Below are 26,312 nucleotides of genomic sequence, written 5' to 3' on the forward strand. Positions count from 1 at the left end.
CGAGCAACAGCGCCACCTACACCTATGTGGCGGCGCCGGTGGTGAGCAGCATCAGCCCGACGCAGGGCCCGAGCGTGGGCGGGAACACGGTCACCATCACGGGCACCGGGTTCACCGGCGCCGCCAGTGTGTCGTTCGGTTCGGCCTCGGCGTCCTTCACGGTGGTCAGCGCCACCCAGATCACCGCCACGGCTCCAGCCGGTACCGGCTCGGTGTCGGTGACGGTCACGACGCCAGGCGGGACGAGCAACAGCGCCACCTACACCTATGTGGCGGCGCCGGTGGTGAGCAGCATCAGCCCGACGCAGGGCCCGAGCGTGGGCGGGAACACGGTCACCGTCACGGGCACCGGGTTCACCGGCGCCACCAGCGTGTTGTTCGGTTCGGTGTCGGCGTCCTTCACGGTGGTCAGCGCCACCCAGATCACCGCCACCGCACCTCCCGCACCCGTGGCACCGGTCGCGGTCACAGTGGTCACCACTGGAGGCACCAGTAACGGGGTGCTGTACTTCTACGTCCCGCCGCCGACCGTCACCAGCCTTTCCCCCGCAGTGGGACCGGCGACTGGCGGCAATACCGTCACCATCACGGGCACCAACCTGACGCTCACCACAGCTGTCCACTTCGGAACCGCCGCCGCCACCGGGCTCGTGATCGTCTCGGACAACCAGATCCGTGTCCAGGCCCCCAGCGGCTCCGGGACCGTGGCCGTCACGGTGACCGCACCGGGCGGCACCAGCCTGCCGGGTGTGGGCAGCCCGTACTACACGTATGTCGCAGCCCCGGTCATCAACGCCCTCAATCCCGCACAGGGGCCGTCGAGCGGCGGAAACGGGGTCACCATCACCGGAAGCAACCTCGGCCGGGCCGAATCCGTCCTGATCGGCGGGAATGAAGCACCCTTCGTCGCCGTCTCGGACACCGAGCTCGTGGCCGTGAGCCCGGGCGGCTCCCCCGGCTCGGTCACCGTGACGGTCACCACGCCGGGCGGCGTCAGCAGCCCTGCCAGCTATCAGCTGGTCGCCGGCCCGAGCGTGTAGAAGGCAATGTGTTTCCTGGAGGACCGGTCCTCACTTTCGCTTCTTCGACAATCGCCGACTCCTGATAGACACACCGTCATGACAACGGGACGCACGCTTTCCTTCACGATCCTGGCGGCTGCGGCGCTGGTCACCGCGGGGTGCGGCAGCCACGGGTATGACGACGGCTACAAGACCTACGTCAACACTCTCGACTCGATCCAGGCAAACGACTGCATCATCGACAGCGCGCCGTTCGGCCAGCTCCTGAAAGCCGATGAGGCGCCCAAGCCGCCGCAGATCGTGCCGTGCAGCGACACCTCCAGCGTCAAGGTCTTCGCGGTGGCCGACCTGGCGGGCCCCTACGAGCAGGCGAAGGACCAGGCCGACAGCGCCTGCAAGGCGGCCGTGGGCCAGGTCCCGGACAGCGAGGCCCAGCAGTACATGCTGCCCGGGGCGACCGACCTGAACTACAAGATCATCTATCCGAGCCTGCAGGAGGACTGGGACCACGGCTTCCACAAGGCGATCTGCTACCTCAGCATGATCTAACAGTCACGACCCGCGCGGGATCAGCCCCCGACCAGTTTCGAGATGTCGCCGATCAGGGTGATCACGCCGCCCTTGATCTGGTAGGCGTAGATCGCCGTGCCCGAGACGTCGCCGGTCGGCGTGAACTTGATCTCCTTGGACAGCCCCTGGTAGTCCACCTTGCCCACGCCGTCGGCCACCGCCTGGCGGGTCGGGCTGGCGGTGTTCAGGCTCTTCAGCACACTGATGATGGTGTTCGCCGAGTCGTAGCCCTCGATGGAGTACGTGCCCGGCTCGGCGTTGGCCAGCTTCTTGTAGTCCGCGGTGAAGGTCGCGTACTTCGGGTCGGTGGCGGGGTCGAAGCAGGGACAGGTGAACTGCCAGCCCTCGGCGGCGTCGGCACCGGCGGTGGTGATGAAGTCCGGGTCCTTCGATCCGTCGCCGGCGATCATCTTGCCGTTGTAGCTCGCGGCCTTCAGCGCCTTGGCGAACACCCCGGCGTCGGCGTAGTAGCCCGCGTAGTACATGGCCTGGGCACCGGAGGCGTCGACCTTGGAGGCCAGCGGGGAGTAGTCCTGGGTTCCGGCCGCCGCGCTGTCGGTCTCGACCTTGACGCCGTCCTTCTTCAGCTCGCCGACGGTCGCCTGCGACAGGCCCTGGCCGTACTGGGACTTGTCGTCGACCACATAGACGTTGGTCGCATTGAGCACCTTGGCCATGTAGTCGGCGGCCGCCGGGCCCTGCACGTTGTCGTTGGCCACGACGCGGTAGAAGGTCTTGAAACCGGAGCTGGTCAGCGACGGACGCGTCGCCACACTCACCGCCACCAGGTTCGCGCTGGAGTACAGCGCCCCGGCGGCGGCGGTCGGGCCGGAGAAGGCCGGACCCACCACGCCGACCACCTTCGGGTCCTGGATCAGCAGCTGCGCCGCCGAGGCGCCCTTGGACTCGTCGCCCTGGTCGTCAGACTCCTTGACGGCCAGGTTGAACGGCAGGTCGCCCTTGGCGTTCTCCTGCTGGACGGCGAGCTTGGCGCCCCAGTCGATGTTCAGGCCCAGCGCCTCGTTGGCGCCCGACAACGGGCCCTGGACGCCTATCTCCAGCGTGGGCTTGTTGCCATTGGAACCGGTCGAGTTGGCGTTCCCGTTGGAAGTCGAGGAGCCGGCACCCCCAGACTTCGACGAACTGCCGGCACAGGCCGAAAGCGCGAGCACGCCGGCGACGACGACCGCGCCGGCCCGCACTCGGTTGATGGTCCACACGTCCGAATCCTCCCTGCTTCGTCGGACGAACCTCGGCGCTGATGACGCAGGGTGCTCATCCATACTCAAGCAATTACCACTTGGGTGATCGGAAGGCCAGAGCTCAGGAACGGCCGTGAGGATGTGCGCCTTCGAGCACTGAGTCCTTCTTGACGCCGTGCCCTATCGCGCACCGACGGGCAGGAACCCGCGGCTAGCTTGGCGGTACGAAAGCCGCCAGCGAAGGAGTGATCACATGAAAGCGTACATCTACAGCAACGACACGGCGGAGATGCAGCTGTTCAGCGGTGAGACCACGGGGACGTCGGGCGGGAAGTTCACCGTCACCCCGTCCACGTCGGTCAGCGGGATGACGCGGGGCGCGAAGTACAAGTACTCCCTGGGCGCGCCGAACGTCAACATCGCGACCGCGACGCTGACGAGTATCGACGGCAGCACCTACACGTTCACCGTCTGATCCGTGGCCTTCGGCTTGCGCTGGATGCGGTAGTGCAGGACGAGGAACGGCAGGCCGAACACCCAGAAGGCGTGTTCGGCGCGCAGTTCCCCGTCCCGCACGTAGACGTCCAGCTGCTCGGCGAAGCCGTGGACCGCGGCGCTGGTCAGCTCGCGCGACTCCGAGTCGATGTAGGTCAGGTAGTGGCCGGGCTGGTCCAGGTCGCTGCGGCTGGTCAGGACCAGGCCGCCGTCCGGCCGGGCCTTCGGCAGCAGCGTCGCGGTGAAACTGGCCTGCGGCAACGGGAACCCGACGCTGACGTACCCGCGCCCGGCGTTCCGGTAGGTGGTGTAGATCCCCATGTAGATCGGCTCGTCGTTGTCCGCGAACGACCGGATCCAGCCACGCACCGCCACGGCGTCGTCCGGGCGCACGATCGTGTCGATCCGGCTGCGGATCCCGCGCAGCGTCTCGCGCTGGTTCATCGGCACGTTCGCCTGGCCGAGCGGGCGCGCCAGCAGATTGCGGTAGAGCAGATAGCCCGGCCGGACCCACGCGCGCCACTCCGGCACGATGTCCAGGGTGAACCGGGTGGTGTGCTCGTAGAACTCGCGCACCAGCGGGTCGGCCTTCGACGGGGCGAAGTCCGGACCCGCCAACTCGTCGAGGGACGCGACGATGCCGACGTCCGGCGTGTCGGGGACGTAGACGCCGCCGAGAACCTTCGCGAGATCGCGCACGTACCCGGTGCCGACGTAGCGTGTGCGCGACTCCAGAGGCACGACGAACGGCAACTCGCGCGCCGTGACACGTTCGGCCAGAAGGCTGACCTGAGGGTCGCGGAACACCAGCGCCGACACCGCGCGGAACCCCACGACGGTCGCCGCGGCCACCACCGCCGGGGCCCTGAGCCCGGGCCGGGTGGCCAGTCCGCGGCCGATCACGGCGCCCAGCACCGGTCCGAGCGCGACCTTCTGCGGGCGCAGGCCGAGGCCGCCGGCGACGGCCCCCGCCGCGGTGCCGACCACCACGGGTCCGGCGCCCGTCACCCGGCCGGCGGCCCAGCCGACCGGGGCCGCGATCGCGCCGCTGGCGGCCACGCGCGCCCACCAGGCCGGGATCTGCCCGGGACGCTGCCGGGCCCGGGCCACCGCCTCGACCGTGCCGAGGCCGGCCGCCCCGGCGAGGGCGGCCAGCGTGGTCGCGCGCCTGCCGCGGTGGCTGCCGAGGGCGGCGCCGGCGAGGGCGCCGAGGACGCCCGCGGTGACGATCTGCTGGGTGCGTGAGGCGCCGGCGGCGCCGGCCGGACCTGCCGGCTCACCGCCGGCCGGGCGGTCGAGCGGGTACTCGGGTGTCGTCACGGTGGCACGCTACCCGAACGCGCCGCGCCGCACCTCGCCGGTCGCCGGCCGGGACCGGAACAGACTCCAGCCGGATCAGGCTCTTGACCCAGTACTCCGCCGGGTGGATAGTGCCCTTGCTTGAGCGGTTTATCTCCCTCGGCGGCACCACCCGGCACTCGCACAGGCAATGAGCAGACTGGATCAGAGGAGATGGTCATGAACGACGGTCCCAGCAGTTCGTCGATGCCGATCACCCGCCGCCGCCTGCTGCGCGACGCCGGTCTGGCCGTGGCCGTCCTCGGGACGTCCTCGGCTGTGGTCCGGGCCCAGGCGGCCACCCCGGCCGCCGCCGCCACGGGTGCCGCGGCCCCGGCCGCCACCAAGTCCGGTCCGATCACGACCGCCTACGTCGAGGTCAACACCAACAGCATCACCAGCGCCGGCAACTACACCCTGGCCTCGAACGGGGCCAACGTGTTCGACATCGCGATCATCTTCGCCGCGAACATCGACTACGACGGCACCAAGGCCACCCTGTATTTCAACCCGCAGGTACAGGCAGTCCTGGACAACGCCGCGACCGAGATCGCACCGCTGCAGGCCAAGGGGATCAAGGTCCTGCTGTCCATCCTCGGCAACCACCAGGGCGCCGGCTTCGCCAACTTCCCCGACCAGGCCAGCGCCGCCGCGTTCGCCACGCAGCTGTCGAACGCCGTGACCACCTACGGCCTGGACGGCATCGACTTCGACGACGAATACGCCGACTACGGCACGAACGGCACCGGACAGCCGAACGCGTGGTCGTTCCCCTACCTGGTCCAGGCACTGCGCAACGACATGCCGAACAAGATCATCTCCCTGTACTACATCGGCCCGTCCTCGACGTCGTTGTCCTACGGCGGGATCAACGTCGGCAGCCTGATCAACTACAGCTGGAACCCCTACTACGGCACGTGGGGGGCTCCGGATGTGCCCGGCTTGACGAACGCGCAGCTCGCCCCCGCGGCGATCGACATCCAGAACACCTCGTCGTCGACCGCGACCAGCCTGGCGCAGCAGACCGTGAGCGGCGGCTACGGCGTCTTCAACACCTACAACCTGCCCGACACGGACGCCAGCACGTACATCTCGTCCTTCACCCAGGCGCTGTACGGCAGCAGCGCCGTCTACAAGAGCAGCGGCTCGAGCGGCGGCGGCACGGCGACGTACAACAACACCGGCATCGCCGGCGACGGCTCCACCGGCCCGAACTTCGACGGCGTCGGCTGGGCCTACTCGGCCCAGGCCCTCGCGTCGGCCGGCGCCGGCCCGGGCTCGCAGCTCACCGCATCGGGGAAGACCTTCACCTGGCCGAACGTGGCCGCCGGGGCACCGGACAACTACCAGGCCGCGGGCCAGACGGTCGCGATATCCGGGGCGGGCACCTCCGGCAGCATCGCCTTCCTGGGCGCCGCCACCAACGGACCCTCCAGCGGGACCGCGACAGTGAACTTCACCGACGGCACGAGCCAGAGCGTGACGCTGTCGTTCTCGGACTGGACGCTCAACGGCGGGAGCGCCTCGGTCCAGTCGGGCAACACGGTCGCCATCACCAGCGCCTACCGCGACACCACTTCAGGCGGCCGCGACGGCGTCACCACCTACGTGTTCGCCACCAGCTCCGTCTCCCTGACTGCGGGGAAGACGGTCGCCAGCGTCACCTTGCCGTCCAGTGCCGACCAGGGCCAATTGCACGTATTCGCCATCGCCGCATAGCCCTCGGCGCTCGGCGCTCGACCCTCGGCATCGCGCGTTTCGTGGTGTGTTAACTTAGCCGCAGCGCGTACCAGGACGCCTCCCGTCCGCGGCAAGCACCGAGTGCCCCTGGATTCCCCATCACTGTGCAGCGCCATGCGCCGATCCCTATCGCGCCCGGCCGCAGCGGACTCGGGCGACGATGGAGAACGTCATGGATCACAAGACGCTTCCGGACAACGCGGACCTCGCCCAGCTTCGCGCCCAAGCCAAGGAACTGCGGCGTGCCTGCGCCGGCGGCAATCCCGCGGCACTGGCCCGGCTGAAGGCGGTCCGCCCCGATGTCGAGTCGGCCGCCGGCACCGCGGTCCAGCTGCGGGACGCCCAACTGGTCATCGCCCGCGAACACGGCTTCGACGGCTGGCGCGACCTCGTGGCGGCGGTCGTCGACCAGCAGAGCGGCGGCCGCGACCTGCACCGGTGGTTCGGAGTGGAGCTGAACAACGGCACGTGGGACGTCCTGGACTCCGGCCTGTCGGAGAACAGCCCGATCGAAGACCAGGAAGCGGCGCTGTACGCGGCGTACGCCTCGACGTACCACTGGATGCAGGCCGGGACGGTCGCGAACCACGGCCGCGGCGAGTACATGATCGCCGCGGTCGCGACGGCGATCGGCCATCTCGACGTCGCGGCCCGGCACGCGAACCGCTACGCCGGGCTGATCGAGGCACACCCGGCAGCCTTCACCGACTGGGACCGGGCCTTCGCCGCCGAAGGACTGGCCCGCGTCGCGGCCCGTACCGGCGCGGCGGACGCCGAGGTCCTGAGGACCGAGGCGGTCCGCCTCATCGAGGCGGTGGCCGACCCCGAGGACCGGCGGGTCTGCCAGGAGCGTCTGGCAGCGTCGCCCTGGTAGCGGAAACGCGAGGGCGAGCCGGCCGCGCGGGACGTTGACGGTCCGGGTCCGTACACAGCGGGCCCGGATCCGGCCCCATCGAAGCCGGCTGACACACGCGGGGAGCGGAAGCGCGGCGCCTGTCTGGCAGAGGACAGAGGCGGGCTACAGGAATTCGCTTCGGTACGTCTCGGCCAGCTCGCCGGCGAGGCGGCGGCGCTGCGCGAGTTCGTCCTGCGACAGCTGCGGAGGCGGCGCGTCCTTGCTCGCCACGACATCACCGATGCGCATGAAGTACTCGTCCTGGCCGGCGGGGGTGCACATGCACAGCATGCGGGCCGGCGCGCCGGAGACGTTGCGGAAGTTGTGCGGTGCGTTGGCCGGGACGTTGATCGTGGACCCGGCCCGTACCGTGCGCTTCTCACCGCGGAAGGTGAACTCGATCTCGCCCTCGAGGATCGTGAACATCTCCTCGAAGTCGTGCCGGTGCGGCGGCGGACCGCCGCCGTCGGGGACGCGCATGTCGATCAGGCAGTACCGGCCGTCGGTCTGCTCGCCGGTGATCAGCATGGCGTAGGTGTTGCCCACCAGCGAGATGTAGGTCGTGGTCGGGTCGTCGGGGTTCGCCACGGTCAACGAACGGGACGGGTCGTCAGCGGGGATCATGTGGATCGTCTCCTAGGAGGTCGGTCAGGCACCGGGATTGACTACGACGACGATCTTGCCGCCGGGCAGGTTGCCCGCGGCGGCGTCGGCGTGCAGGGCGGACAGGTCAGCCAGCGGAACCCGCCGGGCGACCTCGATACGCAGCTCGCCGCGATCGGCCAGCTCCACGAGGTGCGCCAGCTGCTGCGCGTCGCTGCGGACGAACAGGTCGATGCCGCGCACGCCCCGCTCCTCGTCGCTGGGCGCGGGCATCCACACGGTGGTGTTCACCAGGACGCCGCCCGGCCGGATCACCTCGAGCAGTGCGGCCAGCTGCGCCGGCTCGATCGGCGCGAGGTTGAGCACCACGTCGACCGGGGCGGTCGCGGCGTCCACAGCGGTGCTGGTGTGGTCGATGACCTCGTCGGCGCCGGCGGCCTGGACCCGGTCGCGGCTGCGCGGGCTCGCCGTGGCGATGACATAGGCGCCGGCGGCCTTGGCCAGCTGCACGGCGTAGCCGCCGACCGCCCCGCCCGCGCCGTTGACCAGCACGCGCTGGCCCGCCGTGAGCTTCGCGTGGTCGAACAGCGCCTGCCACGCGGTGAGTCCGACGGCCGGCAGCGCCGCGGCGTCGGCCGAGGCGACGCTCGTCGGCGCCGGCGCGAGGATGTCGGCCGGGACCACGACGTATTCCGCGGCCGCGCCGTCGTCCGTCATCGGCAGGAACCCGACGACCTGGTCACCGACCTTGAGACCCTTGAGGCCATCGACTCCCCCGGCCCCCTCGCCGAACGCGGCGATCGTGCCGGACACGTCGAGGCCGGGGGTGTGCGGGAGCGTCACCGGGATCGCCTCCTGCATGAATCCCGCGCGGATGTTGCCGTCGACCCCGTTGAACGACGTCGCGGCGACCCGGATCAGCGCCTGTCCGGGCCCGGGGACGGGCTGCTCGGCGTCCTCGTAGCGCAGGACGCTCGGGTCGCCGTACTCGTGGAAACGCACTGCCTTCATCACGAACTCTCTTTTCTTCTCCGACCATATGCTTCGTTTTCGAAGCACTTGATGACCATAGCATGCTTCGAACCTGAAGCAAACTGTGGCGCGAACGACCTGCGAAACCAAGAAGCCCAAAAAACTTAGAAGCCCGAGAAACTCAGAAGCCCAAGAACCTCAGAAGCCCAGTTCGGGCTGCGGATCAAGCGTGGCTCGAACCGGGAACCAGATGAAGGCCCGCCTTATCCGCGGACAACTTGTCCCTGGACAGCACTGCCGCCGTCCACGACGACCAGGCGCTGAAGCTTCTCCTCGCTCGGCGAACCGGCCTCCGCCATGAAGACCAGCAAGTCCTGGTTCTCGTCGGGATCCATCAGCCGCCAGCTGTACATCTCCAGGTCGCCCAGCTCCGGATGCAGGTAGCGCTTGAGCTCGTGATGGTGGGTCACATCCACCTCGTGACGGCGCCAGACCTCGGCGAACTCCGGGCTGACCGCCAGCAGTGCTTCGACGATCTCGCCGGCCGTGCCCGCGGGGTCCGCGGTGTACACCGCCCGCAGATCCACGGTGAAGACCCTGCCGCGAAGGTCATGATCCTCAGGCGGATAGATGGCGCGCTGCGCCGGGTCGGTGAACCAGCGGTAGACCAGGTAGCGGGACATCCCGCTGAAACGGGTGTAGTCGCCGAACAGGGCAACCGCCCCGCTGGTCTGCAGCAGCGCCTCGCCGAACTGGGAGAACACGATCGCGGGCGTGTCCGACAGGCGCTCGACGATGCGCCGCATGGCGGGACTGACGCGCTCGTCGCGCAGAGCGCGCCGCGGTGCCGAATGCCCGCCGAGCGCGAACAGGTGCTCGCGTTCACTCGGGCTGAGGTTCAGCGCTCGCGCGAGGGCGGCGAGCATCTGCTCGGATGGCATCGGACCGCGCTGCTGCTCGATCCGGCTGTAGTAGTCGGTCGACATGTCGGCCAGCATCGCGACCTCCTCGCGGCGCAGCCCGCCGGCCCGACGCCGGGAACCGCGGGGCAGGCCGACGTCCTCCGGTTGCAGCGCCTCGCGACGAGCCCGGAGAAAGTCCGCGAGCAGCGCACGATCCATCGCCCGGTCCCCCTTTTTCAGGCGGTGCGGTTGCGTCCGGCGCGGGGTTTGGCAGACCGCGGCGGTGCGGCGCGCATATGGGTGCGGACGCGGCCGAGGACGGCGCTGAGGGCGGTGAGGTCCTCGTCGGGCATCGAGTCGAACAGGAGCTGCCGGACGCGGTCGACATGCCCGGGCATCACATGCGCGATCAGGGCTCGGCCGGCATCGGTGACCGTCACTATGACGCTGCGCTCGTCGTCCGGCGACGGCGAGCGGGTGATCAGGCCGCGCTTGTCCAGCAGTCCTGCCTGGTAGGTGAGACCGCTGCGGCTGTAGACGACGCCGTCGGCCAGGTCGGTCATCCGCAGCCGGCCCTCCGGTGAGTCCACCAGGCGTGCCAGGATCTGGAACTGCACGTAGCTGAGATCGCCGTCGGCGCGCAGATGTTCGTCCACCGCGTATTGGAGAAGGCTGCTGACCTCCATCAGGGCGAAATAGGCACCGAGTTGCTCCGAGTTCAGGCCGGGTGTCGCGTCGTTCACTCCGCGAGTCTACTTGCTTTGAATTCGAAGTGCACCCGGTTGTCGGATCCGGGCCGTGCCGTTCGTGGCATCAGCAAGAGGTGACCCGCGAGGGCGCCTTCACGACTACGGAAGATGACGACAGATGCCGCACCCACAGGCCAAGATCCACCGCATGTCCGAGCTCATCGAGCCGATCGGCGCCGTCACCTTCTCCGCCGTGCCGAACGAGGGGTTCCTGGCCCTGGGCATGCGCAACTACTGGGACGGATACTTCGCCGGTCGGGCCGCGCCGCTGGGCTCGGCGCCGGCCGAGGTGGTGCACGCGGTGTTCTACAACTTCGCCGAGGGCGAGGTGGCGCGCCACATCCCGTGGGTCTGGGGGAAGACCACCCCGCAGGAGGCGATCGCCGTGCGCGAACGGGGCAGCGCCGCCGCGCTGCGGCAGTGGATCGGGCCGCTCGCCGACTCCCCCGGGCTGCCGCGGGTCATCGACCTCGCCACCCGAGCCGCCGTCAGCGCGCCGGCCGAGGGCCGCGCGCTGTACGCCGGGCTTCGGGCGCTGGCCGTGCCCGAGGAGCCGGTGGCCAGGCTCTGGCACGCCGCGATGCTGCTGCGCGAGCATCGCGGGGACGGGCACAACGCGGCCCTGCTCGCCCACGGCATCGGTGGCACCGGGGCCCACGTCCTGATGGCTCTTTCCCTCGGGATGCGGGCTGAGAAGTTCGGCCGGCTGCACCACCTGCCCGAAGCGCAGCTGGCCGCCGTGGTCGACGGCCTGCGCGGACGCGGGCTGGTGGACGCCGACGGCGGGTTCACCGACGCCGGCCGGGCGACCAGGGAGCGGATCGAGGCGCTCACCGACGAGCTGGCGGCGCCTGCTTACGACGTGCTCAGCGCCGACGAGCTCGACGAGCTGATCACGGGACTCGAACCGATCGCCGCGGCGGTGGAGGCCGCCAATGACTGAGCGAGCGCCACGGGCAAGGGCCGATTCAGGACTCGAGCGCCGCACGCGGCCTCACCGAAAAGGTGGCGGCTGTGCTCGCGTCTCGCGTCGCCGGGCGGCATCTGACCACCTGGCGCCCTGAGCTGCTGGGCAGCGCCACAGAACAACTCAGCAGGGTCCTCATGCACAGCGCCGCTTGCAGTGCCGTCCAAAATCGCCGGTCCCAACAACCGCGCCCCGCAGAGGCAAACAGCCTCTGCGGGGCGCGGGTCGCGCGCGGGGGGATGCGCGCGGGGAGTTGGTCTGTTACGCGGTCGCCAGTGTGAAGTCGAGCTCGAAGACGCCGCCTCTGCGGATCATCACCTCCTTGGTCTGCGAGGCGTATCCCGTGCTGGAGGCGACCACCGCCATCGTGTCGGCCCGCCCGGGCAGCCACAGCGAGTACGCGCCGTGGGCGTCGGTGGTGACCGTGTACTGCGCGTGAGTACAGGTACCGGACGTCGCGTCGCGTGCCGGGCACAGCTGCACTGTCGCTCCGGGCAGGGGCTTCGCGGCGCTGCCCGCAGTGGCGGCCGAGGTCACCGTGCCGGTGACCTCGCTCCAGGACGAGGGCACGGTCACGTGCAGGTTGACCGGCAGCGCGTCGTTGACGTACGGCGTGTCGGTGGTAAACGTCAGCGCGCCGGCGTACCTGCCCGGCGCCGTGATCTGCGAGGCGTCGGCTGTCACCCGGACCCTGATGCTCTGGCCCGGGGCGAGCTCCAGGCTGCCGCGGTCGCGCTGGGTGGTGAGCCAGGGCACTGCGTCGCCGCCGCACTGGTCGAAGCCGGGCAGCACCTGGGCCACGTCGTTGCCGGTCGGGAAGGCGACGCCGTCCGCGATCGAGCCGCCGATCTGGTACAGGCCGCAGCCCGTGCCGCCGCTGCGGAAGGTCGGGTAGACCGCGTTCGGCAGGGCGCTCCACACGTTGTTGACCGGGTCGTACTGTTCGGCCTGGTTGGTGCCGTCGGCGTCGGTGATGCCGCCGACGATCTGCAGTTGGCCGTTGGCGCCGCTGGACGACATGCCCCAGTCGGGGTACGGGATGTCAGCGGCCTGCGTCCAGGTGTCGGTCTTGGGATGGAAGAGGTACGTCGAGGCCAGGCCCTCGGTGTGGCCGCCGGAGTCGTGCGTGTCGCCGCCCGCGCAGATCACCTCAGCGGCGATGCCGGCGCAGGCGCCCCATTGCATGGACACCGGATAGTCGGCCAGCTTCGTCCAGCTGTCGGCGGCCGGCGAGTAGCGGTAGACCGCCGACGAGAGAGTCGCGCAGTTGCCGGTGGCGCAGCCGCCGATCACGTACAGGCTGCCGTTGAGCACCGCGGCGGTGGCCGACGTCGTGGCCTGCGGCAGGTCGGCGACCCGCGTCCACGAGTCGCCGGCCGGGTGGTAGGCGTAGACGGTGGACTGGATCTTGCCGTCGACATTCCAGCCGCCGACCACGTACATCGTGCCGTTCAGGAACGCCGCCGCCGGGGACTCCAGCGCCTGCGGCAGCGGCGCGATGGCGGTCCAGGAGGCACCGACCGGGTCGTACACGAAGCCGTCGGCACGGGCCACGCCGCCGACGATCTGAGTCACGCCGCCGACGGAGTAGGCCCGGCCCTGGTAGTACCCGACCGCGTTGTCCATGATCTGCTCGGGATAGTCGGCGAGGGCCTGCCAGCCGCCGGTGTCCGCCACCGGGGCGATCGCCGGAGCCGGCTTCGCAGGAGTCTGGTTCGCCGGAGTCGAGTTCAGAGTCGGTGTCGCAGTATTCGTACTCGGGGAGCGGACTGCCGGACCGGTCGGGTAGTTGCCTGGGACCTTCTTCAGCGGCACCGGCACGGCGGTCGTCCCGGCCGTCGTGCCGGAAGCCGGTGCGGTGGAGCCGGCGCTCTGCTCGCCGAGCGTGACATGCAGCGGGGCCCGGCCGGTATTGGTCAGGGTGACTTCCCTCTGGGTCTTCTTGCCGAGCTCCTCGCTGACCGAGAGCGAGGACGGACCCACCGAAAGCCGCCCGGCCTGCAGGGTGACATCGTGAGCGACGACCGTGTCCGCCTTCGTCGTGGCCGTCGTGGTCTGCGTGGCGTACCGGTTGGCCGCGGTGGTGTAGGTGTGCCGTCCGGCGCCCTGGCTGAACAGCCAGTAGAACCCGTCGGCGGTCCCCGCATCGTCCGGAGTCGGGTGACTGGTCGCGGTGGTCGCCGCGCTCGCGGTGTCCGTGGTGACCGCGCCGTTGAGCGGCTGGTGCGTGTTGCCGTCGGTGACGGTGCCCTCGACGATGCCGCCGGGCACGGTGCGGCAGGTACCGATGTAGACGCTGTCGATCTGCCACAGCGAAAGGCCCGCGCCGCTGTAGTGGAACCGCACCTGGACGCCCGCGTGACCGGCCAGACCAGTCAGCGGCACGCCGACCGCACCCTGGGGGGCACCGCCGTTCGCGTTCCAGATCTGGTGCCAGGTCTTGCCGCCGTCGCCGCTCCCGTCGACCTCGGCCACGGTGCCCGCGGCCGGCAGATACGCGTGGAGGAACTTCAAGGCCGCGTCGGGCTGCGCCGACAGGTCCATGACCGGCGAGACGAAGTCGGTGTCCTCGGCCGCGCCGTTGTGGTCGTACGGGTCGGCGGTGCCGAAGTTGCCCGAGCCCGTGGTGAGGTTCCACATACCGTTCGGGTCGTCGAACTCCCAGGTGGCGGTCGCGCCGTTGTTGTCGGTGACGGTCCAGCCGCCCTGGCCGGTGGTTCCGCTCCAGCCTTCGAAGTCCGCCTGGGCGGGGTAGGAGTAGCCGGGGGCCGTGCAGAGGTTCTGATCGGCTCCCACCGCGAGGTTCTGGGCCACGTCGGCGGTGCCGACCGTGATCGACTGGCTGGCGGTGCCGTAGCCGGGATAGATCGGCGTCACGTGCACGGTGTAGTTCGCGTCCTCCGGCAGGCTCACCGAGTACGCGCCTGTCTTCGGGTTCGAGTAGATCGCGCCGTAGGGGTAGCCGTCGATGGTGATTTTCGAGTACAGCCCCCACTTGTGACCGGTCGAGTCGAGCACCTTGCCCGAGACCGTCTTGGACGCGATGACGGACAGCGTGAGATCGACGGTCGTGGTCTGGTTGTCGGTGATCTGCACCCCGGCCCGCGTCGCGGGCTTGAAACCGTATGCCGACGCGGTCGCGCTGTAGGTACCGTGCGCGACTTGAACGGTGAACCTGCCTTGCGCGTCGGTCGTCGCGTGGAAGGTCAGGCCTTGCGAGGCGTCGGTGAACACGACACTCGCGTTCGGCAACGGACCGCCGGCCGAGGAGGTGAGGGTGCCGGTCGCGGTACCGAAGCCGCTCAGGGTCAGCGCGGTGACGCCGTTCGGGGTTCCCATGCCGGTCGGGCCGTCCCAGCCGGAACCGGCGGTGCACAGCACGTTGCCGCAGCTGCCATCAGAACCCTGCGTCACGTCGAACAGGTGGTTGCCGCCGAAGGCATACGGATAGGTCACCGGGTACGTCCCGGCGGCCGGAGCGCCGGCCAGGGCATACATCGCGGTGATCAGCGGCGCGGACAGGCTTGTGCCGCCGACCTGGACCCACCCCGGCTGGCCGAGCGTGTCGTAGACCGCCAGGCCGGTCTGCGGGTCGGCGACCGCGGAGATGTCGGCGGTGGCGCGTTTGGCGCAGTCGGTGGTCAGGCCGGCCTGGTACGCGGGCTGCGGCTCGTACGCCGAACAGCCGGAACCGCCGGAGGTCCACGCGGTCTCGGTCCAGCCACGCGTCGTCGATGAGTCGGCGGTCAGCGTGGTGCCGCCCACCCCGACCACATCCGGGTCGGACGCCGGCCAGTTCACCACGTTGCCGGTGTCGCCGGAGCTGGCCACGATCGCCACGCCGGGGTGGTCGTAGTCGGTGTCGGCCTGTTCGCCCGCGAACTCACCGGGGATGCCGTAGGAGTTCGACACGTACTTCGCACCGAGGCTCACCGCGGTCTTCTCAGCGGTGCCCAGGTCGGACGTGGCGGCGCTGGCCGCCTCCACCAACAGGATGCGGCACTGCGGGCACGCCGAGGACACCGCGTCGACGTCGAGCGAGGTCTCCTCGGCCCAGCCCTTGTCGTCGGCCGGGTAGTCGGCGCCGCCGGTCTGGTCGGTCTTGCGGAAGCATCCGTTGGCGGAGGTGCAGGCGGGCAGGCCGTAGTGCTGGCGGAAGACAGCCAGGTCGGCCTCGACGGTGGAGGCGCCGAAGGCGTCGACGATCGCCACGGTCTGGCCCTGGCCGCCGTCCGGCAAGTGGTAGGCGGCCTTGATCTGAGCCGGACCGAGCGCGGTGGCCGGCGGTCCGTCGGCGCCGGCGATCAGGCTGCGGACTTTGGTGGTGGCTTGCAGCGCGAAGCAGACCGCGTGGCCGGGAGCCGGGTCGGGCACGTTGCACGCCGCCGGGCTGTAGTCCGGCTGGTTCGCGGCGAGCTTGGCCAGGCGCGGGTCGCTCTGTGCCTCGGCCGTGGGCGGCTTGGGCGTCACCGGGCCCTGCAACGAATCGGTGTTCGCGGGGTTCGCGGGGTTCGCGGTGTTCGCGTTCGAAGCTGCGACGCTGCTCGGTGAGTTCGTACCCGCCGACACCGGGGAGGCGTAGCAGAGGCTTAAGCCGAGGAGTCCGGCTATCAGTCCGAGAAAGGGCGCACGACGGCGCCCGGGAGAGTGCATCGGGCAGTTGCCTTTCATGGGGGCGGGTGACTGGCGTCCCTGGCGAGTATGCGGCGTGAACGTGCGGTGCTCGATTGGGCAGATGCCCTAAAGAAAGGAATCAGTCCCGAGCTGTGTCCGCCGCGGCCCCGAAACGTGTCTGCGTCACGATGACGGCCAGGGCGGTGCGAGTCGTCACTCCGTGCTTGCGCATCGCGGAGTTGAGCTGCGCCGCGACGGTCTTCGGGGAGCGGGACAGCGCGACCGCGATCTCCCGGTTCGTCAGACCGCTGAGCAACAGCTCGACGACTTCCTGCTCGCGCGGTGAGAGGTGGTTGCCGTAGCCGCGGCGCCCCGCCCTGCGGCGACCCGGCTTCTCGCCGCCGCGCTCCTGAAGCGTGTCGGCGACGCGCTCGGCATCCTTCTTCGCGCCGAGCACCGCCAGCCCTTGCGCGACCTCGGTCCACTGCGACAGCGCGGCCCGGCTCTCGCCGGCCTTCATCAGGCAGCCGGCCTTCTGCTCACGGGCCAGCAGCGCATAGTACGGTCGCGGCTGTGCCTGCCACGCGGCCGCGGCGACGTCCCACGCGGCGGCGGCCTCGGCATGGTCGCCGCGCCCCTGGGCGAGCAGGGCACGGCAGGTCTCCAGCGCCGCGCGGGTCGACGGGATGGCCCGGTCGGCGAAGCCCCGGGCGAACGCGGCCACCAGATCCTCGGCTTCGCCGAGGCGCTCGGCCGCGATCAGCGCCGCCACCCGCACCGGTAAGGTCTCCGTGGCCCACAGCCACATCTCCTTGCCCAAGACCACGTGGACGGCGTCGTCGGTGAGCGACAGAGCCTCCTCGGCATCGCCGGCGGCCAGGCGGAGCCGCGCGAGTGCGCCGGTCGATTCCATCGACATGTCGGCGATGCCGCGCCGGACGGCTTCGTCGCGGACCGAGCGCACCGCGTCCTCGGCGGTCGGGTCGTCACCCGCGGCCGCGCCCAGCAGCCCGAGGACCAGTCGGCTGTCGAGCTGCATCATCGGTTCGTCGTCGAGCCGCACCCAGGGCCGGGCGCGGTCCGCCAGACCGCTCCACGTGCCGGTGAACCAGTCCAGGTGCGTGATCGTCACCTGCGTCATGTCGCGCAGGCGCTGATGGTGGTGCCGGCGTGAGATGTCGCCGGCGATCGCCAGCCGCCGGCGGGCGTCATGGTGGAGACCCCAATGCATCGCGGCGTCGCCGGTGTTCATCGAGAGCCGCGCCAGGTCCAACGCCCCTTGTGACGAGGTCTCCTGAGTGGGGAACCGCGCGGCCAGGTCCCAGCCGGACGGGTCCCCGAGGTCGAGCAGAGCGGTGATCCGGTCGATCAGCAGAATGCGCCGTTCGGCCTCCGGCAGCCGGGACTCGGCGACCGACGCGGCCCGGTCGATCCAGCGCCGGTGCTCGGCGGCGGGCAGTGAGCCGACCCGGCCGCCGAGGGTGGCCATCGCCCGCGCCACTTCCGACGGGCTGTCCGCCAGGTCCGGGATGGCACGCCGGATCTGGTCGACGCCGTCCGCGTGCTCGCCGAGGTGGATCAGCATCCTGCCGAGCTGTTCGCGGATGCGGCCCCGGTCGGCCCCCTGGATCCGCTCGTCGTCCAGCACCGAGCGCAGGGTGCTGACGACGTCGGCGCGGTGCAGGTAGCCGGTGACCGAGAGCAGCGGGAACTTCTGGGCGATACGCGCGATGTCGCTCGCCGGGAGCCCGCCCTCGGTGAGCAGATCGTGCAGCAGGGAGACCGCGATCGGCTGGTCGCCGGCCGCCAGCGCGAGATCGGCGGCCTGCTCGGCGTACCGGCACCACTGTGCCATCTCGTTCGCGGCCCGGTAGTGGTAGGCCAGCCGCGCGACGGGCACCGGGCGCTTGTCCTCGAGCCTGGCCGCGGCCCGCCGGTGGGCCGCACGGCGATCCGGTCCGGCGGCGCGGTGGTAGACGGCGCGCGCGGCCAGGACGTGCCGGAAGGCTATGCGTCCGGCCTCGTCCTCGCCGATCAGGCCGCTGAGGACCGCCTCGCGCAGTGCGGGCCCGGCCTCGTGCGGGGCCAGGCCGCTCACGTGGGCCAGCACCGGCTCCGCCTCCGCCTCCACGAGCACCGCCGCGGCCAGCAACATCTGCTGTGCCTCGGCGCTGAGCCGGCCGACGCGATCGGTGACCGCGTCCCGGATCGAGGGCGGCACGTCGATCTCGTCGAGGGTGCGCCGGATCCACTCGCCGTCCCGGCGGACCAGGTCGGAGCGGGCATGCAGAAGTCGCACCGACTCCTCCAGCGCCAGCGGCACGCCTTCGGTGCGCGCGTGCAGCAGCTCGGCGAAAGCCGGGGAGACGAGCTCGTCGTCCAACATCGAGGAGACCAGTTGCGCGACCTCCGGCGGCTCCAGCCCGCCGAGGGCGATGCGGACACTCCCCTGGCCGCCCGAGGAGTCCGCGACCTGCCGCGCGCCGGCCGACAGTCGCGGTAACAGCGAGTCGGCGGGAAGATCCTCGGCCCGGTAGGTCAACAGGAGGCTGATCCGCCGCGCGCGACGCGTGGCGAGGAAGAGCAGGAAGTCCATGGTGGCCTCATCGGCCCAGTGCACATCTTCGACGACGAGCACACTCACCCCGAGCCGGTCCAGCAGTTCGGCCAGCGCGCGGATCAGCCGGTGGCGCGCCGCCCCCGGATCGCTCAGCGGCTCGGGTGCGGGCGGCAGCGCCTCGCTCCACTCGGGGAACAGCGGACGCAGCGTCCCGGCCAGTGCGCTGAGCCCCAGCCCCGAAACGTCGGAGCATTGTTCCCGCGCGGCATCGACGATCGGCCCGAGGGTGAGTGGCTCGCGGAACGGCGGGCACACGGCGACCAGTGGTTCGGTGGCCGGCGGTTCGGTGGCCGGCGGTTCGGTGGCCGGCGCGGCGCTCGCGTCGGTCGCAGCGGTCGCGTCGGCCGCAACGGTTGCGTCGGCCGCAGCGGACATGCGGGCCCGGAAGGCGGCCAGCGTTTCGCGGACCAGCCGGCTCTTGCCGATGCCGGCCTCGCCTTCGACCAGGACCAGCGCGGGCGGGGCGAGCAGGGCGCGGACGGCTCGGGTCAGCTCGGCCTCACGGCCGATGAAGCGCGGCGTGCCGATCCGGGTCAGGTGTGAAGCGCCAGCCTGTTGGTCATCCTCCGCCGAACGCCGATCCACCGTGCCAGAGTACCGATGACTGGGAACTTGCCCAGAGGTCCGCAGGTCCGGCCGACTACTCGGGCCAGGCACTCCCCTGGATGATCCCGACGAAGTCGGCCCGGACGAATGCGGGGTCGAAGTACGCGAGGACGTCGTCGTTCATCGTCCCGAAGGTGGTGTCCGGGCGGTCGGCCATGCCGTCGTGGAAGGCTCGCAGGATCCGGTTCTTGAAGTCCGGGCGGGGGTGGGCGGCCAGCACGGCGGCGCGCTGCTCGTCGGTGATCTCGTCGAGGTCCAGGCCCAGGACGTCGGTCTCCACGCCGAGCGTCACGACCGCGACCTCGGGGCTGAGCCGGTGCGGGATCTCCGGCGTCGTGTGCAGGGCGATGGCCAGCCAGACCTGGTGCGCGTCGTGCGCCGGGCGGCCGTGGTCGAGCAGGAAGGCGCGGGCGGCGTCGGCCCCGTCGATTTCGAAGCGCTGGTCCTTGGTGCGGTACGCGGCGGTCAGGCCGAGGTCGTGGAACAGGCCTCCGACGTAGGCGAGTTCGGGGTCTGCGTCGAGTCCTCGGGCCGCGGCCTTGAGGGAGCCCCACAGGAAGACGCGGCGGGAGTGGTTGAACAGAGTGTCGTCGGCGGCTTCGCGGACGAGCGCGGTCGCCTCGCGGACGAGGTGGGTGTCGGGGACGGTGATCCCGGCGATGGTCTCTGTCTCTGACCCAGGCGTCTCTGACACAGGCATCTCTGACATGGGTTTTCTCCCTGGCTTCGGATCCGTTGCTGACTGATTCCAGTCTTGGATCCGGCCCGCGCCCCGACCACCGCGTTGACGGACAGGCACCCCACAGTTCCGGACCTCCCGCCGTCCGTTTTCCGGCCTCGGCGCAATCCAGCCGCAAGAACGACGCTATCGGGACCTGAGAGCTTGATCGCCACCGGTACGACACCGGATCGGACCTCAGAGGAAGGGATGCGCTATGACCAAGTTCATCAACGCGTTCGGCGACCGGATGCTGGCGAAGGTGCTGAAGAAGGAGAGCGCCGGCGCCTGCATCGACGGCGTGGGGACGTTCTGCGGCTGGGTGGCGGTCAACGGCGGCAAGTGCGGCTCCGACGGGCACTTCTACCAGGAAGTCTGCTACGGCGTGCAGACCTGCTACGGCAGCTGCGGTGCCGCGTGCAACCGCGGTGTCGCCTACCAGCACACCCAGATCGTCTGCTAGTCGCTCCCGTGGTGGCGGGGCCGCTGCATGGCCCCGCCCCCCGTTCCCCGGACGGATCTGACGTGATCTATCTCAATCTGTTGTGCCGCGGGCTGCTCGGCGCGGTGTTCCTGATCGCGTTCGGCGGGAAGGTGCGCAGCCCGGCGGCTTTGCGGGCGTTCGCCGGGTCGCTGGCCGACCTGGGGTGGTTGTCGGCGCGGCTGCGGCCGGCCGCGGTCGTGGGGCTGCTGGTCGTCGAGGGGGCGACCGTGCTGCTGGTGGTCTGGCCGGGGACGGCGGCGGCGGGGTTCGCCGCGGCCTTCGCGCTGCTCGTGGTGTTCGTACTCGGGGTGGGGCTGTCGATGCGGCGCGGCGAACGCGTGCGCTGCCTGTGCTTCGGCGCCGATCGTGGCCCGATGGGCGTCTCCGACGTGGTGCGGAACCTGGTGCTGGCCGCCGTCGCGGCCCTGGGGTTCGGCAGTTCCCTGGCCGGCGGCACGGCCGTCGCCGGCGGGGCGATCGCGGCGGTGGCCGGGGGCGTGGCCGCCGGGGTCGTGGCGACGCGCTGGGACGATCTGCGCTTTCTGCTTTCCGCGTGATCCACGCGTTCTCTCCTATGACGATGAAGGGGTTCTCACCATGGTCGGCGTACTCACCGGGCTGGTCGCGGTCCTGACCGTGCTCACGGTCTTCAACCTGGTGTTGTTGTTCGCGGTGATCCGCCGGTTGCGGAGCGCCGAGGCCGGGCACGGCGCCGCGCAGCTGACGCTGCCGCAGGTCGGGGCGCCGATCGGCACCTTCATGGCGGGCGCGACGGACGACACGGTCCTGTCCGGGGAGCAACTCGCCGACGACTTCGTGGTCGCGTTCGTGTCGCCGACCTGCGCACCGTGCAAGACGCAGCTGGCCGACTTCCGGGCCACGCCGCGCTCGGCGCCGGAGCGCACCGTGTTCTTCGTGAACGGCAGCGCCGACGACGCCCAGAGCGCGGAGTTCGCCACGTCGCTGGCCGATCTCGGCCGGGTCGCCTTCGCCTCGGTCGGCGACGCCGCCAGCACCGCCTTCGGGGGCGTGGACAGCTTCCCGACACTGCTGCGCACCGGTGGCGGGAAGATCGAGGCGACCGGCCGGACCTGGGACGCGATCCTCGCGCCGGCCGGCGCGGCGGTGTGATGGCCGAGGCCGGCATGCCCGGTGGTGGTGGTGGTGGCGCTGGCGCTGGCGGCAGCAGCAGTTCGGCGGCCCCGGCACCTCGCCGCCACGTCGCCCGCGCCGCCCTCACCCTGCTGTGGCGCTCCGCTCCGCGGGACGCGGCCGGCGGCCTGTTCATCACCGTCCTGCAAGGCCTCGTCCCCGCCGCCGGCGCCTGGATCGCCAAGCTGCTCTTCGACGAGCTCGCGCACGGCCGCGCCCTGGACACCGCCCGGGCCACCCGGCTCGTGATCGCCGGCGCGGCGCTGACCGCCCTCGGCGTCGTGCTGACTCTGGCCGGCACCCACGTCGCGCGCCGCACCCGCCGCGCCGTCACCCTGCGGGCGCAGGACGAGCTCTACCATGCGGTGTCGCGGCTGCCCGGGCTGCGCTCCTTCGAAGACCCCGTATTCCAGGACCGCCTGCGGCTGGCCGAGCAGGGCGCGCAGAACGCGCCCACCGACATCGACGCGTTCCTGACCGAGAGCGTCCGCAACACCGTCGGCGTGCTCGGATACCTCGGCGCGCTGCTCGCGGTGTGGCCGCCGATGGCGCTCATCCTGCTCCTCACCGCCGTCCCCGCGGCCGTCGCGCAGCGGGCGCTGGCCCGCCGCCGGGCCGGGGTCGCCGAGACCACGATGGCGACCCTGCGACGCCGGTTCTTCTTCCAGCAGCTGCTCACGGACGCCACGGCCGCCAAAGAGGTGCGCCTGTTCGGCCTCGGCCCGCTGTTCCACCGCCGCATGCTCGCCGCGCTCCGGGAGAGCACCGACGCCGAGCTGTCGGTCGAGGGCCGCGGCTCGCGCCTGCAGTCCGGGCTGGCCCTGCTCGCCGCGACGGTCGCGGCGGTCGGCACGATCGTGGTGATCCACGGCGTCGCGGCCGGCCGCGTGACGATCGGCGGGCTCACCTTGTTCACGGCCGCCGTCGCCGGCGTGCAGAGCGCCTCCTCCGCCGTGATCAACCAGGCCGCGCAGGCCGGGAAGACGATGCGGCTGTTCCGCAGCTACCTGGACGTCGTCGGCACGCCGCCGGACGTGGCGTCCGGCACCGGCGAGGTGACGCCGCTGCGCCGCGGCGTGGAGTTCCAAGACGTCTGGTTCCGGTACCACGACAACGCGCCGTGGGTGCTGCGCGGCGTGAACCTGCTGATTCCGGCGGGCCAGAGCGTGGGGCTCGTCGGCCTGAACGGCGCGGGCAAGTCCACCCTGGTCAAGCTCCTGTGCCGGTTCTACGAACCGGACCGCGGCCGGATCCTGTGGGACGGCGTCGACGTCCGCGAGCTGGCGATCGACCAGCTGCGGGCCGCGCTCGGGGCCACGTTCCAGGACTTCTGCCGCTACGACCTGAGCGCCGCGGAGAACGTCGGCGTCGGCGACGTCACCCGCCTCGACGACCGAGAGGCGATCCGCCGGGCGGCGCTGGCGGCTGGGATCGACAGCACCCTGTCGAACCTGCGCGACGGCTACGACACGCTGCTCAGCCGGCTCTTCTTCGACGAGGACCGGCAGCAGGGCCTGGCCCTGTCCGGCGGCCAGTGGCAGCGCGTGGCGATCGCCCGCAGCCTGATGCGGCACGACGCGTCCCTGCTGATCCTCGACGAGCCGAGCGCCGGGCTCGACGCCGAGGCCGAGCACGAGATCCACCGCGCCCTGGCCGTCCGGCGCGCCGGACGGACCAGCCTGCTGATCTCGCACCGGCTCGGCGCCATGCGGGAGGCGGACCTGATCGTGGTGCTGGAGGATGGTCGCGTGGTGGAACAGGGGACGCACGACGAGCTGCTGAGCACTGATTCGCGATACGCGCGGCTGTTCCTGCTCCAGGCCGAGGGCTACCGGGACGCCGCAGCCGTGGCGGGCACGCCGTGATGTGGGCCGTGATCTGGACCGTGATCTGGGCCGTCATCAGCGCAGCCGTCTGCGCCCTGGCGGCCTGGTCCGCGATAGCCGCCGTCCGCCACCGCTACACCGTGGTGCAGGTCGACGGCACCAGCATGGCCCCGACCTTCGCCGACGGCGACCGGCTGCTGGTCCGGCGGGCCCGGCTGGGCACGGTGAAGCGGGGCGACGTGGTCGTCTTCCGGACCCCGCCCGGCCATCAGGCTGCTGACACCCCGCCCTGGCTGGTGAAGCGCGCGGCCGCGATTCCCGGCGACGGCGTCCCGGCGGACATGCGGCCCGCCGTCGGCGACGACACCGAGGTGCCCGCCGGCCGGCTCATGGTTCGCGGCGACAACCCGCGCAGCCTCGACTCACGCAACTTCGGCTACATCGATGCGGACGGCTTCCGTGGGGTGGCCGTACGCCGGTTCGGTCAGACCGGTCCGGCCGGCGGTCAACCACCATCGCGGTAGCGTCACATGCCCTCGGTCACCCGGTCCGCGATATGCCGGGCGATCTCGAGCGCGCTCGTCGCGGCGGGCGACGGCGCGTTCAGGACGTGCACCTGGTCGCGCGCGGTCTCGATGAGGAAGTCGTCGACGAGTGAGCCGTCGCGGCGCATGGCCTGCGCGCGCACGCCCGAGCCGTGGCGCACGATGTCGTCCTCGGTGACGGCCGGGACGAGGCGGGCCAGGCTCGCGGCGAACCGCTTCCTGGAGAACGAGCGGCGGACCTCGTCCAGACCGGTCGGGATCGCGTAGCGGCGGGCCAGCCGCCACGTGCCGGGGAAGGCCGCCACCTCGGCGACGTCCTTCGCGGAGAAGTCGGTCCAGCGGTATCCCTCGCGGCGCAGCGCCAGCACGGCGTTCGGGCCGGCGTGCACGCTGCCGTCGAGCATCCTGGTCAGGTGCACGCCCAGGAACGGCAGCGTCGGGTCCGGCACCGGGTAGATCAGGCCCCTGACCAGGTGGCGGCGCTCGGGCCGGAGCTCGTAGTACTCCCCGCGGAAGGGCACGATCCGGGCCGACGGCGTCAGCCCGGCCAGCCGCGCCACCCGGTCGGAGTGCAGGCCGGCGCAGTTGACCAGGGCGTCGGCACGGACGACACCGGCCGCGGTGGCGACCCCGACACCGCCGGCGCGCCCGGCCCGGATCCCGAGCACGGCACTGTTCAGCCGCAGGTCGGCGCCGGCCTCGCCGAGCAGCCGGACCAGCGCGGCGCAGACGCCGGGATAGTCGATGATCCCGGTGGACTCGACCCGCAGCGCGGCGACGCACGAGACCTCGGGCTCGTACTCCCGGGCCTCGGCCGAGGTGATCCGCTTCGCCGGCACGCCGTTGGCCTCGGCCCGCTCGGCCAGCGCGTCGAGCGCCGGGATCTCCTCGGCGCCGGTCGCGACGACGAGCTTCCCGCAGACTTCGACGGGGACGCCGTACCGCCGGGCGAAGTCCACGATGGACCGGTTGCCGGCGACGGACATACGGGCCTTGAACGAGCCGGGCTTGTAGTAGAGCCCGGCGTGCACGACGTTGGAGTTGTGGCCGGTCTGATGCGCGGCCCAGCCGGACTCCTTCTCCAGCACGGTGACGCCAAGCCCTCGCCCGGTCAGCTCCCAGGCCACGGCCAGACCGATGATTCCGCCTCCGACCACCACGACACTGCGCATAATCGGTCAGGCTACGCGACTCGGTATCGGCCGCCTAGGTTTGCATTTGATCCATCTCCATGGCGATCACCGACGCATGCCGATCACCGACGCCACGCCAGCCGAGCGCGAAGCCAAGCGCCTGTTCGCCCGACATTGCGGGCTCCTGCTGGTCTACGTGCTGGGCAGCAGGTTCGTCAGCAGCAGCCCCGGGGCGGAAGAACGTGTGAGCAGCCCCTACCCGTCGATGTACTGCCGGGCCCAGGCGCTGATGATGTGCGCGGCGCGCTGTGCCTGCCCCCGCGCCGTCAGCAGGTGGTCGGCGCCCTCCAGCGAGATGAAGCTGCGCGGGTGCTGTGCCTCGCGGAAGATCGCCCCGGCGTCGGCGATGTCGACGGTGTCGTCGGTGGGCGAGTGCATGACCAGCAGGGGGCGGTGCAGGTCCCGGATGCATTCGCGCAGTCTGGCCTGGCGGACGTCGTGGACGAAGGCGCGCTTCAGGACCAGGGTCCGGCCGCCGACGAACCACTCGTGCTGGCCCTCGCTGAGCACGCGGTCCACGACCGCGTCGTACATCCGCTCCACGTGGCTGGGGTCGGAGGGCGCGCCGATCGTGGCGACCGCGCGCACGCCCGGGGCCTGGGCCGCCGCGGCGATCGCGGCGGCCCCGCCCCACGAGTGCCCCACCAGCAGGTCCGCCGGGGTGCCCCGCTGCGCCATGAACTCGGCCGCGCGGATGGTGTCCTGGACCTTGACGGTGAAGGAGCCGTCGCCCCAGTCGCCGTCGGAGTCCCCGATGCCGAGGTTGTCGTAGCGGAGCATGCCGATGCCCTCGCGCGCCAGCTGCTTACTGACCCGGGAGGCGGCCGGCGAGTTCCGGCCGAGGGTGAAGCCGTGGACGAAGATCCCCCAGCCCCGGACCGGCCCCTCGGGCAGGTCGATGGAGGCGGCCAGGTCGGGGCCGACGACGCTGGCGAATCTCACTTCTTCGGGCACAGGTGCTCACTCCTCGGTGCTGAGCGGCGCGGTGGTCTCGGCAGTCTCGCCGTTCATGATCCCGATGTCGTCGGCCGCGATCAAATCCGGGGGCGCGGGGGTGAGCGGGCGAGCGGGCGCGACGGAGAGCGGGGAGCGGCGTGCC

Annotated in this window: 21 protein-coding genes and 1 pseudogene; 11 read left to right on the top strand and 11 right to left on the bottom strand. The window is 71.0% G+C overall.

Annotated elements, in window-relative coordinates; all coding sequences use genetic code 11:
• Positions 1 to 26: 26 nt before the first annotated feature.
• Both ABH926_RS50550 and ABH926_RS50555 read left to right on the top strand, forming a co-directional pair.
• Entirely contained in the window at positions 27 to 1,040 is a 1,014-nt protein-coding gene (locus tag ABH926_RS50550) for an IPT/TIG domain-containing protein (protein ID WP_370374613.1), read from the top strand.
• 78 nt (positions 1,041 to 1,118) lie between these two features.
• Positions 1,119 to 1,571 carry a hypothetical protein gene (locus tag ABH926_RS50555; protein ID WP_370374582.1) on the top strand — a complete coding sequence of 151 codons (453 nt, stop codon included), beginning with the start codon at positions 1,119 to 1,121 and terminating at the stop codon, positions 1,569 to 1,571.
• Between the two features lie 20 nt (positions 1,572 to 1,591).
• On the opposite strand, the gene ABH926_RS50560 is transcribed toward ABH926_RS50555, so the two are convergent.
• Positions 1,592 to 2,812 (bottom strand): branched-chain amino acid ABC transporter substrate-binding protein, encoded by a 1,221-nt coding sequence (locus ABH926_RS50560; RefSeq protein WP_370374583.1) that lies wholly within the window; start codon positions 2,810 to 2,812, stop codon positions 1,592 to 1,594.
• 235 nt (positions 2,813 to 3,047) lie between these two features.
• On the opposite strand from ABH926_RS50560, the gene ABH926_RS50565 reads away from it, so the two are divergent.
• On the top strand, positions 3,048 to 3,269 hold the full coding sequence (locus ABH926_RS50565; protein WP_370374584.1) for a hypothetical protein: 222 nt from the start codon (positions 3,048 to 3,050) through the stop codon (positions 3,267 to 3,269).
• Here ABH926_RS50565 and ABH926_RS50570 read toward each other — a convergent pair.
• Complete coding sequence (locus ABH926_RS50570) at positions 3,251 to 4,609, bottom strand: hypothetical protein (RefSeq protein ID WP_370374585.1); 1,359 nt, start codon at positions 4,607 to 4,609, stop codon at positions 3,251 to 3,253. The genes ABH926_RS50565 and ABH926_RS50570 overlap by 19 nt on opposite strands.
• 225 nt (positions 4,610 to 4,834) lie before the next feature.
• Here ABH926_RS50570 and ABH926_RS50575 point away from each other — a divergent pair.
• Positions 4,835 to 5,761 (top strand): annotated as a pseudogene (locus tag ABH926_RS50575) (endo-beta-N-acetylglucosaminidase H); the annotation flags it as partial.
• A 778-nt stretch (positions 5,762 to 6,539) separates the two neighbouring features.
• The gene (locus ABH926_RS50580; protein WP_370374586.1) at positions 6,540 to 7,241 is read left to right on the top strand and encodes a hypothetical protein; all 702 of its coding nucleotides are present in this window, start codon (positions 6,540 to 6,542) and stop codon (positions 7,239 to 7,241) included.
• A gap of 144 nt (positions 7,242 to 7,385) precedes the next feature.
• Here ABH926_RS50580 and ABH926_RS50585 read toward each other — a convergent pair whose 3' ends face one another.
• The 4 genes from ABH926_RS50585 to ABH926_RS50600 all read right to left on the bottom strand — a co-directional run bounded on the left by ABH926_RS50585 (position 7,386) and on the right by ABH926_RS50600 (position 10,482).
• The gene (locus tag ABH926_RS50585) at positions 7,386 to 7,886 is read right to left on the bottom strand and encodes a cupin domain-containing protein (protein WP_370374587.1); all 501 of its coding nucleotides are present in this window, start codon (positions 7,884 to 7,886) and stop codon (positions 7,386 to 7,388) included.
• Positions 7,887 to 7,910: 24 nt separating this feature from the next.
• Complete coding sequence (locus tag ABH926_RS50590; protein ID WP_370374588.1) at positions 7,911 to 8,876, bottom strand: NADP-dependent oxidoreductase; 966 nt, start codon at positions 8,874 to 8,876, stop codon at positions 7,911 to 7,913.
• A 224-nt stretch (positions 8,877 to 9,100) separates the two neighbouring features.
• Positions 9,101 to 9,958, bottom strand: coding sequence for a helix-turn-helix transcriptional regulator (locus ABH926_RS50595; RefSeq protein ID WP_370374589.1), 858 nt, complete (start codon positions 9,956 to 9,958; stop codon positions 9,101 to 9,103).
• 17 nt (positions 9,959 to 9,975) lie between these two features.
• Positions 9,976 to 10,482, bottom strand: a complete 507-nt coding sequence (locus tag ABH926_RS50600) for a MarR family winged helix-turn-helix transcriptional regulator (protein WP_370374590.1) — start codon at positions 10,480 to 10,482, stop codon at positions 9,976 to 9,978.
• 124 nt (positions 10,483 to 10,606) lie between these two features.
• Between ABH926_RS50600 and ABH926_RS50605 the strand changes: the two genes are divergently transcribed.
• Positions 10,607 to 11,431 (top strand): MarR family transcriptional regulator, encoded by an 825-nt coding sequence (locus ABH926_RS50605; protein WP_370374591.1) that lies wholly within the window; start codon positions 10,607 to 10,609, stop codon positions 11,429 to 11,431.
• 285 nt (positions 11,432 to 11,716) lie between these two features.
• Here ABH926_RS50605 and ABH926_RS50610 read toward each other — a convergent pair whose 3' ends face one another.
• From ABH926_RS50610 to ABH926_RS50620, 3 genes are all read right to left on the bottom strand, one after another.
• Entirely contained in the window at positions 11,717 to 16,024 is a 4,308-nt protein-coding gene (locus ABH926_RS50610; RefSeq protein ID WP_370374592.1) for a carboxypeptidase regulatory-like domain-containing protein, read from the bottom strand.
• Positions 16,025 to 16,208: 184 nt separating this feature from the next.
• The gene (locus ABH926_RS50615; protein ID WP_370374593.1) at positions 16,209 to 19,274 is read right to left on the bottom strand and encodes an AAA family ATPase; all 3,066 of its coding nucleotides are present in this window, start codon (positions 19,272 to 19,274) and stop codon (positions 16,209 to 16,211) included.
• A gap of 55 nt (positions 19,275 to 19,329) precedes the next feature.
• A complete protein-coding gene (locus ABH926_RS50620) occupies positions 19,330 to 20,004 on the bottom strand; it encodes an HD domain-containing protein (RefSeq protein ID WP_370374594.1) in 675 nt (224 codons plus the stop codon).
• A gap of 226 nt (positions 20,005 to 20,230) precedes the next feature.
• Between ABH926_RS50620 and ABH926_RS50625 the strand changes: the two genes are divergently transcribed.
• The 5 genes from ABH926_RS50625 (at position 20,231) to lepB (ending at position 23,999) form a co-directional block, all read left to right on the top strand.
• The gene (locus ABH926_RS50625) at positions 20,231 to 20,476 is read left to right on the top strand and encodes a hypothetical protein (protein WP_370374595.1); all 246 of its coding nucleotides are present in this window, start codon (positions 20,231 to 20,233) and stop codon (positions 20,474 to 20,476) included.
• A gap of 62 nt (positions 20,477 to 20,538) precedes the next feature.
• Positions 20,539 to 21,054, top strand: a complete 516-nt coding sequence (locus tag ABH926_RS50630; RefSeq protein WP_370374596.1) for a MauE/DoxX family redox-associated membrane protein — start codon at positions 20,539 to 20,541, stop codon at positions 21,052 to 21,054.
• A 40-nt stretch (positions 21,055 to 21,094) separates the two neighbouring features.
• Positions 21,095 to 21,628, top strand: coding sequence for a hypothetical protein (locus ABH926_RS50635; protein ID WP_370374597.1), 534 nt, complete (start codon positions 21,095 to 21,097; stop codon positions 21,626 to 21,628).
• Positions 21,628 to 23,514, top strand: a complete 1,887-nt coding sequence (locus ABH926_RS50640) for an ABC transporter ATP-binding protein (RefSeq protein WP_370374598.1) — start codon at positions 21,628 to 21,630, stop codon at positions 23,512 to 23,514. The genes ABH926_RS50635 and ABH926_RS50640 overlap by 1 nt, the downstream gene beginning before the upstream one ends.
• Before the next feature lie 8 nt (positions 23,515 to 23,522).
• Positions 23,523 to 23,999, top strand: coding sequence for a signal peptidase I (gene lepB / locus ABH926_RS50645; protein WP_370374599.1), 477 nt, complete (start codon positions 23,523 to 23,525; stop codon positions 23,997 to 23,999).
• Positions 24,000 to 24,001: 2 nt separating this feature from the next.
• Here lepB and lhgO read toward each other — a convergent pair whose 3' ends face one another.
• Positions 24,002 to 25,192, bottom strand: a complete 1,191-nt coding sequence (gene lhgO, locus ABH926_RS50650) for an L-2-hydroxyglutarate oxidase (RefSeq protein ID WP_370374600.1) — start codon at positions 25,190 to 25,192, stop codon at positions 24,002 to 24,004.
• Between the two features lie 216 nt (positions 25,193 to 25,408).
• The gene (locus tag ABH926_RS50655) at positions 25,409 to 26,167 is read right to left on the bottom strand and encodes an alpha/beta hydrolase family protein (RefSeq protein WP_370374601.1); all 759 of its coding nucleotides are present in this window, start codon (positions 26,165 to 26,167) and stop codon (positions 25,409 to 25,411) included.
• Positions 26,168 to 26,312 lie beyond the last annotated feature (145 nt).

The organism is Catenulispora sp. GP43 (assembly GCF_041260665.1).
GTDB lineage: Bacteria > Actinomycetota > Actinomycetes > Streptomycetales > Catenulisporaceae > Catenulispora.